We start from the raw sequence: 6,576 nt of genomic DNA on the forward strand, positions 1-6,576 counted from the left end.
GCTGAATCTGCCTGGATCACGATGACGTCAGGCATGGGCATCGCGCTCTAAATCCGCCTGAATTGTGCTACAGGGCGTCCCGGCGATCGGCGGGACGCCTGTTTCTTGTCCAGACGCTGCAATCGCCGGCTTTGTTTCATGCGTGTCGTCCTCGCAAACCGGGGCCACTTTTTGGGTGACAGGCAATTAGGCTCCTCGACGATCGGATTCCTCCCTTGGACAATGAACTGAAGTACGGGCTGGGCAACTACCAGCAGATGCGCAGGCTGGTGCTTGCCGTGCTGGTGGTGGTGCTGTTTTTGGCGCTGCTGTTTGGCCAGTCGACCTTCCCGCCCGACACGCCGGTGCATGAGACGATCGAGATGTTCGGCGTGCTGTTGATCTTCCTCGGCATTGTCGGTCGCCTCTGGGCGACGCTCTATATAGGCGGGCGTAAGTCCTCCGAGGTGGTGACGGGCGGGCCCTACTCGATCACACGCAATCCGCTCTATGTGTTCTCGACCGTGGCCGCGGCGGGCGTCGGCGCGCAGATCGGTTCGTTCTCCGGCATCATCCTGTTCGCGCTGCTGTGCGCGGGCGCGTTCCATATCGTTATCCTGCGCGAGGAGAAATTCCTCAAGGAAGCGCTCGGCGCGCCCTATGCCGCTTATCTGGCGCGCGTGCCGCGCTTCTTCCCGAACCTTTCCCTCTATCAGGAGGGTGATACGGGCAGCTTCAAGCCGCGCCTGCTGTTGACCACGCTGCTCGACGGCCTGGTGTTCCTGGTGGCACTGCCGGCTTTCGAACTGATCGACGGCGCCCAGCAGTCGGGCATGTTGCCGGTGTGGTTCACGCTGCCCTGATCCAGGATCAAGTGCCCGCGTCCCGACATCCAGCGAACGCGCGGCGCGGTGGGTGTTGCACAGCCGGCTGCTTTGACGTATAGGACCGCCGTTCAAGAAAACCGCCCGGCAGGGCATGCCGTGGCGGTTTCATTTGCTTTTCGGGCTTTGGTCGGCCCGAAGCGAACAAGAAGCGCGATACTGCGCCAACAATACGGAGTAGCAAAATGCCCAAGATGAAGACCAAGTCCGCCGCCAAAAAGCGGTTCAAGATCACAGGTACGGGTAAAGTCCTGTCGGCTGCGGCCGGCAAGCGTCACGGCATGATCAAGCGTTCCAACAAGTTCATTCGAAATGCCCGCGGCACGATGGTTCTGGCTGAACCGGATGGCAAGAAGGTCATCAAGAATTTTCTGCCGAACGGTCTCTAGGGAATGATGCCAAAAAGTTGCAGACTTTTTGGAAAGCATCATTCACCAAATAAGATCATTCGGACCGGACACGCATTTGTTTTACGCAATTCCGAACGGAAGCCGCCAGGCACCTGGAATTGCTTTTAAGGAGATCATGACATGGCACGCGTAAAGAGAGGCGTCACCTCGCACGCCAAGCACAAGAAGGTCCTAAAAGCCGCGAAAGGCTTCTATGGTCGCCGCAAGAACACCATCCGCATCGCCAAGCAGGCGGTGGAAAAGTCGCTGCAGTACGCCTACCGCGACCGCAAGAACCGCAAGCGCTCGTTCCGCGCGCTGTGGATCCAGCGCATCAACGCCGCGACCCACGAGCACGGCCTGACCTATGGCCGCTTCATCGACGGCCTCAACAAGGCCGGCATCGAGATCGATCGCAAGATCCTGTCCGACATGGCCATCCATGAGCCGCAGGCTTTCGCGGCCCTGGTCGCCAAGGCCAAGGTGGCGCTCGAATATCTGAAGAACACCACGCCGAACGCTTTTGAAAGCGCTGTCGCTTAAAGACCAGCGCTTCCCAAGCATTCGCAATTCTGATTTGGGGAACCCGCGCTGGCACGGCTGGCGCGGGTTCTTTTTTTGTGCCTGAACAATCAACTTAAACGTGACTTTCACGTTAGCGCAGATTTCCAACATAGCGAGTTTGACCGTGAACGACGCAACCACTGGCGTGGATACGCTTGAGAGTTCTCTTCTGGCCGATATTGCAGCCGCCGCCGACGAGCAGGCGATCGAGGCCGTGCGCGTCGCCGCCCTTGGCAAGAAGGGATCGATCTCCGAGATGCTGAAGACGCTCGGCGCCATGACCGCCGAGGAGCGCCAGCTCAAAGGCCCCGCCATCAACGGGCTGAAGAACCGCGTCACCGAGGCCCTGACGGCCCGCAAGGCTGAGCTGAAGGACGTGGCGATCGCCATGCGGCTGGCCGCCGAAAAGGTCGACGTGACTCTGCCTGTGCGGCAGTCGCCGGCCGAGCGCGGCCGCATCCACCCGATCAGCCAGGTCATCGACGAGATCGCCGCGATCTTCGGTGATCTCGGCTTCGCGATCGCCGAAGGGCCGGATATCGAGACCGACTATTACAATTTCACCGCGCTGAATTTCCCCGAAGGCCATCCGGCGCGCGAAATGCACGACACCTTCTTCTTCCAGCCGGACGAGAAGGGTGAGCGCAAGCTTTTGCGCACCCACACCTCGCCCGTGCAGATCCGCACCATGGAGAAGCAGAAACCGCCGATCCGCATCGTCATTCCCGGCAAGACCTACCGCCAGGATTCCGACGCCACCCACTCGCCGATGTTCCATCAGGTCGAGGGTCTGGTGATCGACAAGACAGCGAACGTCGCCAACATGAAGTGGGTGCTGGAAGAATTCTGCAAGGCGTTCTTCGAGGTGCCGTCGGTCAAGATGCGCTTCCGGCCGTCCTTCTTCCCGTTCACCGAGCCCAGCCTCGAGGTCGACATCCAGTGCGATCGCTCGCGGCCCGGCGAAGTGCGCTTCGGCGAAGGCTCCGACTGGATGGAGATCCTCGGCTGCGGCATGGTGCACCCCAACGTGCTCAAGGCCGGCGGGCTCGATCCCGACGAATATCAGGGCTTTGCCTGGGGCATGGGCATCGACCGCATCGCCATGCTGAAATACGGCATGCCGGACCTTCGCGCCTTCTTCGACGCCGATGTGCGGTGGCTGTCGCATTACGGTTTCAGGCCGCTCGACATGCCGACGCTGTTCGGAGGCTTGAGCGCATGACAGCCGCCCACACCGGCGGCTGCCGCTGCGGCGCCGTGCGGTTCGAGGCCTCGGCCGAACCGCACCACGTCAGCTATTGCCATTGCGGCGATTGCCGGCGGGCGAGCGGCGCGCCGGTGTCGGCCTTTGTCGGCTTCCCCGCCGGCCAGGTCGCGTTCACCGGCAAGGCGCTGAAGATGTTCGAGAACGGGCCGGTGACGCGCTCGTTCTGCGGCATTTGCGGCTCACCCATCGCCTATGTCGACGAGCGGCTGGAGGACGACATCTACTTCATGCTCGGCGCCATGGACATGCCGGCCGATTTCAGGCCGACGCTGCATGCCTATGTCAGCGAGCAGCTTCCCTTCCTGCATATGTCCGACGACCTGCCGAGACATCTGAAAACAAGCGTCAAAAGACCAGACGGAACAGTCCAATGAAATTCACCCTTTCCTGGCTCAAGGATCATCTCGAGACCGAGGCCACGCTCGACGAGATCGTCGAGCGGCTGACCTCTATCGGCCTCGAAGTCGAGCATGTCGACGACAAGTCGAGCCTGAAACCCTTCGTCATCGCCAGGGTACTGACGGCGGTGCAGCATCCCGATGCCGACAGGCTGCGCGTGCTGACGGTCGACACGGGCGACGGCAAGCCGCCGGTGCAAGTGGTGTGCGGAGCGCCGAACGCCCGCGCGGGCCTGATCGGCGCCTTTGCCGCGCCCGGCACCTATGTGCCCGGCATCGACGTGACGCTGACGGTCGGCAAGATCAGGGGCGTCGAAAGCCATGGCATGATGTGTTCCGAGCGCGAGCTGGAATTGTCCGACGAGCACAATGGCATCATCGATTTGCCTGAGGATGCGCCTGTCGGCACCAGCTTCGCTGCTTACGCGCATCTCGACGATCCGGTCATCGAGATCAATTTGACGCCGAACCGGCCTGACGCCACCAGCGTCTACGGTATCGCCAGGGATCTCGCGGCGAGCGGGCTTGGCCGCCTCGTCGGCGGCGCCATCATGCCGCATGTCGGCAACGGCATGTGCCCGGTCAAGGTGACGATCGAGGCGCCGGAACTCTGCCCTGGCTTCGCGCTCAATCTGGTCAAGGGTGTGAAGAACGGCCCGTCGCCGAAATGGCTGCAGCAGCGGTTGATCGCCATTGGCCTCAGGCCGATCAGCGCGCTGGTCGACATCACCAACTACGTCACCTTCGACCGTGGCCGGCCGCTGCATGTGTTCGACGCCAAGAAGGTCGCGGGCAACCTCGTCGTGCGCCGCGCGCGCGACGGCGAAAAGGTGCTGGCACTCGACGGCCGGGAATATGCGCTGACGCCTGACATGTGCGTCATTGCTGATGACAACGGCGTCGAGTCGATCGCCGGCATCATGGGCGGCGAACATTCCGGCTGCGACGAGAACACCACTGACGTGCTGATCGAATCGGCGCTTTGGGATCCGATCACCACCGCCCGCACCGGCCGCACGCTCGGGATCATCACCGATGCGCGCTACCGTTTCGAGCGTGGAGTCGATCCCGAATTCATGGTCCCCGGCGTGGAGCTGGCAACGAGACTGGTGCTCGATTTCTGCGGCGGCACGCCGACGGAGATCGAAGTGGCCGGCTATGCCGGCCACCAGCCCAAGATCGTCTCCTTCCCGCTGTCGGACATCAAGCGCCTGACCGGAATCGAGGTCCCCAGAGCGGAAAGCCTGGGCATTCTCTCACGCCTCGGCTTCACGCCGGACGGATCGGGCGATGTCGTCAACGTTACCGTGCCGTCCTGGCGCCCCGATGTCGACGGCAAGGCCGACCTGGTCGAAGAGGTGATGCGCATTCACGGCGTTGACAACATCGCCCCGCAACCGCTCGGCGCGCATGACGCGGTCAACGCAAAAATCCTCACCACGCTGCAGGTGCGCACCCGTACCGCCAAACGCGCGCTTGCCGTGCGCGGCATGATGGAGGCCGTCACCTGGTCGTTCATTCCGGCCAGACATGCCGAATTGTTCGGCGGTGGCCAAACGGCGCTGAAGCTCGCCAACCCGATCGCCGCCGACATGTCCGACATGCGGCCATCGCTGCTGCCGGGGCTGATCACCGCCGCACAGCGCAATGCCGACAGGGGCATCGGCGACGTGGCGCTGTTCGAAGTGTCGGGCACCTATGAGGGCGACGGCGCCGACCAGCAGCGACGGGTCGCCGCCGGCGTGCGGCGCGGCACCGCCAAGCTCGACGGCTCCGGCCGCAACTGGGCCGGCAATTCCGGCCCGGTCGGCGTGTTCGATGCCAAGGCCGATGCGATCGCGGCGCTCGAAGCCTGCGGCGTGCCGGTCGACCGGCTGCAGATCGAGCCCGGTGGGCCGGCCTGGTATCATCCCGGCCGCTCCGGCACGATCAAGCTCGGGCCGAAGACGGTGCTCGGCACGTTCGGCGAGTTCCATCCGAAGACGATGGAAGGGCTCGATGTCTCCGGACCGCTCTGCGGTTTCGAAGTGTTCGTCGATGCCGTACCGGAGCCGAAGGCAAAGCCGACGAAAACCAAGCCGAAGCTGGAGCTCTCCGCCTTCCAGGCGGTGAAGCGCGACTTCGCCTTCGTCGTCGACAAAGCCGTCGAGGCCGGCACGCTGGTGCGTGCCGCGCTTGCCGCCGACAAGAAGCTGATATCAGGCGTTTCGGTCTTCGATATCTTCGAGGGCGCGTCGCTCGGCGAGGGCAAGAAGTCGATCGCCATCGAGGTGTCGATCCAGCCGGTCGAGAAGACATTGACCGACGAGGATTTCGAGGCGCTGGGCAAGCGCATCGTCGAGAATGTCGGCAAGCAGACGGGCGGCGTGCTGCGCGGCTGAAGCAATTCCAGGAAAAGTGCTTAGCGGTTTTCCGTCCGGAATTGCGCAGGAATACGGATTGCGGAGCGATGGCGAATCGCCCTCCAAAGGGCGATGGACCATCTGCGCTATTCCGGGCTCCTGTTCGAAGCACAACGTGCGGCTTTCATCGACATCGTGTCGAAAGATGCGCTGGTTCGCGAAGCGCTGGAGCGCGCCCGCGCGCTCGACCTTCCGGATTGGCTGGTCGTCTCCGGCGTGCTCTACAACACCGTCTGGAACCATCTGACCGGGAAGCCGTCTGGATACGGCATCAAAGATGTCGACCTGTTCTATTTCGATGAGACCGATCTGTCCTATGAGGCCGAGGACACTGTCATTCGCCGGGCCGCGCGGCATTTTGAAGGGCTCGCCCTGCCGGTCGAAGTGCGCAACCAGGCGCGGGTGCATCTGTGGTATCCGCAGAAATTCGGACGGCCCTGCCCGCGCTACACGAGCGCCAGCGAGTCCATCAGCTATTTCGCCTCGAAGACGCATGCGGTGGGCGTGCGCCATGATGCCGACGGGCAATTGGAGCTGGTCGCGCCATTCGGGCTCGACGATCTCTTCTCGTTCCGCATCACGCCGAACCGGGTGATGGACAACCGGCGAACGCACGAGACAAAAGGCGGGCGGGCAAGGGAGAACTGGCCGGAGATTACGGTGGTGGCGTGGTGACCTCACCCTCCCCCTTGT

Annotated in this window: 7 protein-coding genes; all 7 read left to right on the plus strand. The window is 62.8% G+C overall.

Annotated elements, in window-relative coordinates; all coding sequences use genetic code 11:
* The first annotated feature begins 215 nt into the window (after window positions 1–215).
* Window positions 216–842 carry a methyltransferase family protein gene (locus JT360_RS24480; RefSeq protein WP_214474773.1) on the plus strand — a complete coding sequence of 209 codons (627 nt, stop codon included), beginning with the start codon at window positions 216–218 and terminating at the stop codon, window positions 840–842.
* Between the two features lie 206 nt (window positions 843–1,048).
* Window positions 1,049–1,252, plus strand: coding sequence for a 50S ribosomal protein L35 (gene rpmI / locus JT360_RS24485; protein WP_006201248.1), 204 nt, complete (start codon window positions 1,049–1,051; stop codon window positions 1,250–1,252).
* Window positions 1,253–1,393: 141 nt separating this feature from the next.
* Complete coding sequence (rplT, locus tag JT360_RS24490) at window positions 1,394–1,795, plus strand: 50S ribosomal protein L20 (protein WP_006201247.1); 402 nt, start codon at window positions 1,394–1,396, stop codon at window positions 1,793–1,795.
* 145 nt (window positions 1,796–1,940) lie between these two features.
* Window positions 1,941–3,038: a phenylalanine--tRNA ligase subunit alpha gene (gene pheS, locus JT360_RS24495; protein WP_214474774.1), complete on the plus strand. Its 1,098-nt coding sequence runs from the start codon at window positions 1,941–1,943 to the stop codon at window positions 3,036–3,038.
* On the plus strand, window positions 3,035–3,457 hold the full coding sequence (locus tag JT360_RS24500) for a GFA family protein (RefSeq protein WP_214474775.1): 423 nt from the start codon (window positions 3,035–3,037) through the stop codon (window positions 3,455–3,457). Before pheS ends, JT360_RS24500 begins: the two co-directional genes overlap by 4 nt.
* Complete coding sequence (gene pheT / locus JT360_RS24505; RefSeq protein WP_214474776.1) at window positions 3,454–5,862, plus strand: phenylalanine--tRNA ligase subunit beta; 2,409 nt, start codon at window positions 3,454–3,456, stop codon at window positions 5,860–5,862. The genes JT360_RS24500 and pheT overlap by 4 nt, the downstream gene beginning before the upstream one ends.
* A gap of 93 nt (window positions 5,863–5,955) precedes the next feature.
* Window positions 5,956–6,558, plus strand: coding sequence for a nucleotidyltransferase family protein (locus JT360_RS24510; RefSeq protein ID WP_214474778.1), 603 nt, complete (start codon window positions 5,956–5,958; stop codon window positions 6,556–6,558).
* Window positions 6,559–6,576 lie beyond the last annotated feature (18 nt).

The organism is Mesorhizobium sp. dw_380 (assembly GCF_018588885.1).
In the GTDB taxonomy this organism is placed as follows: Bacteria; Pseudomonadota; Alphaproteobacteria; order Rhizobiales; family Rhizobiaceae; genus Mesorhizobium.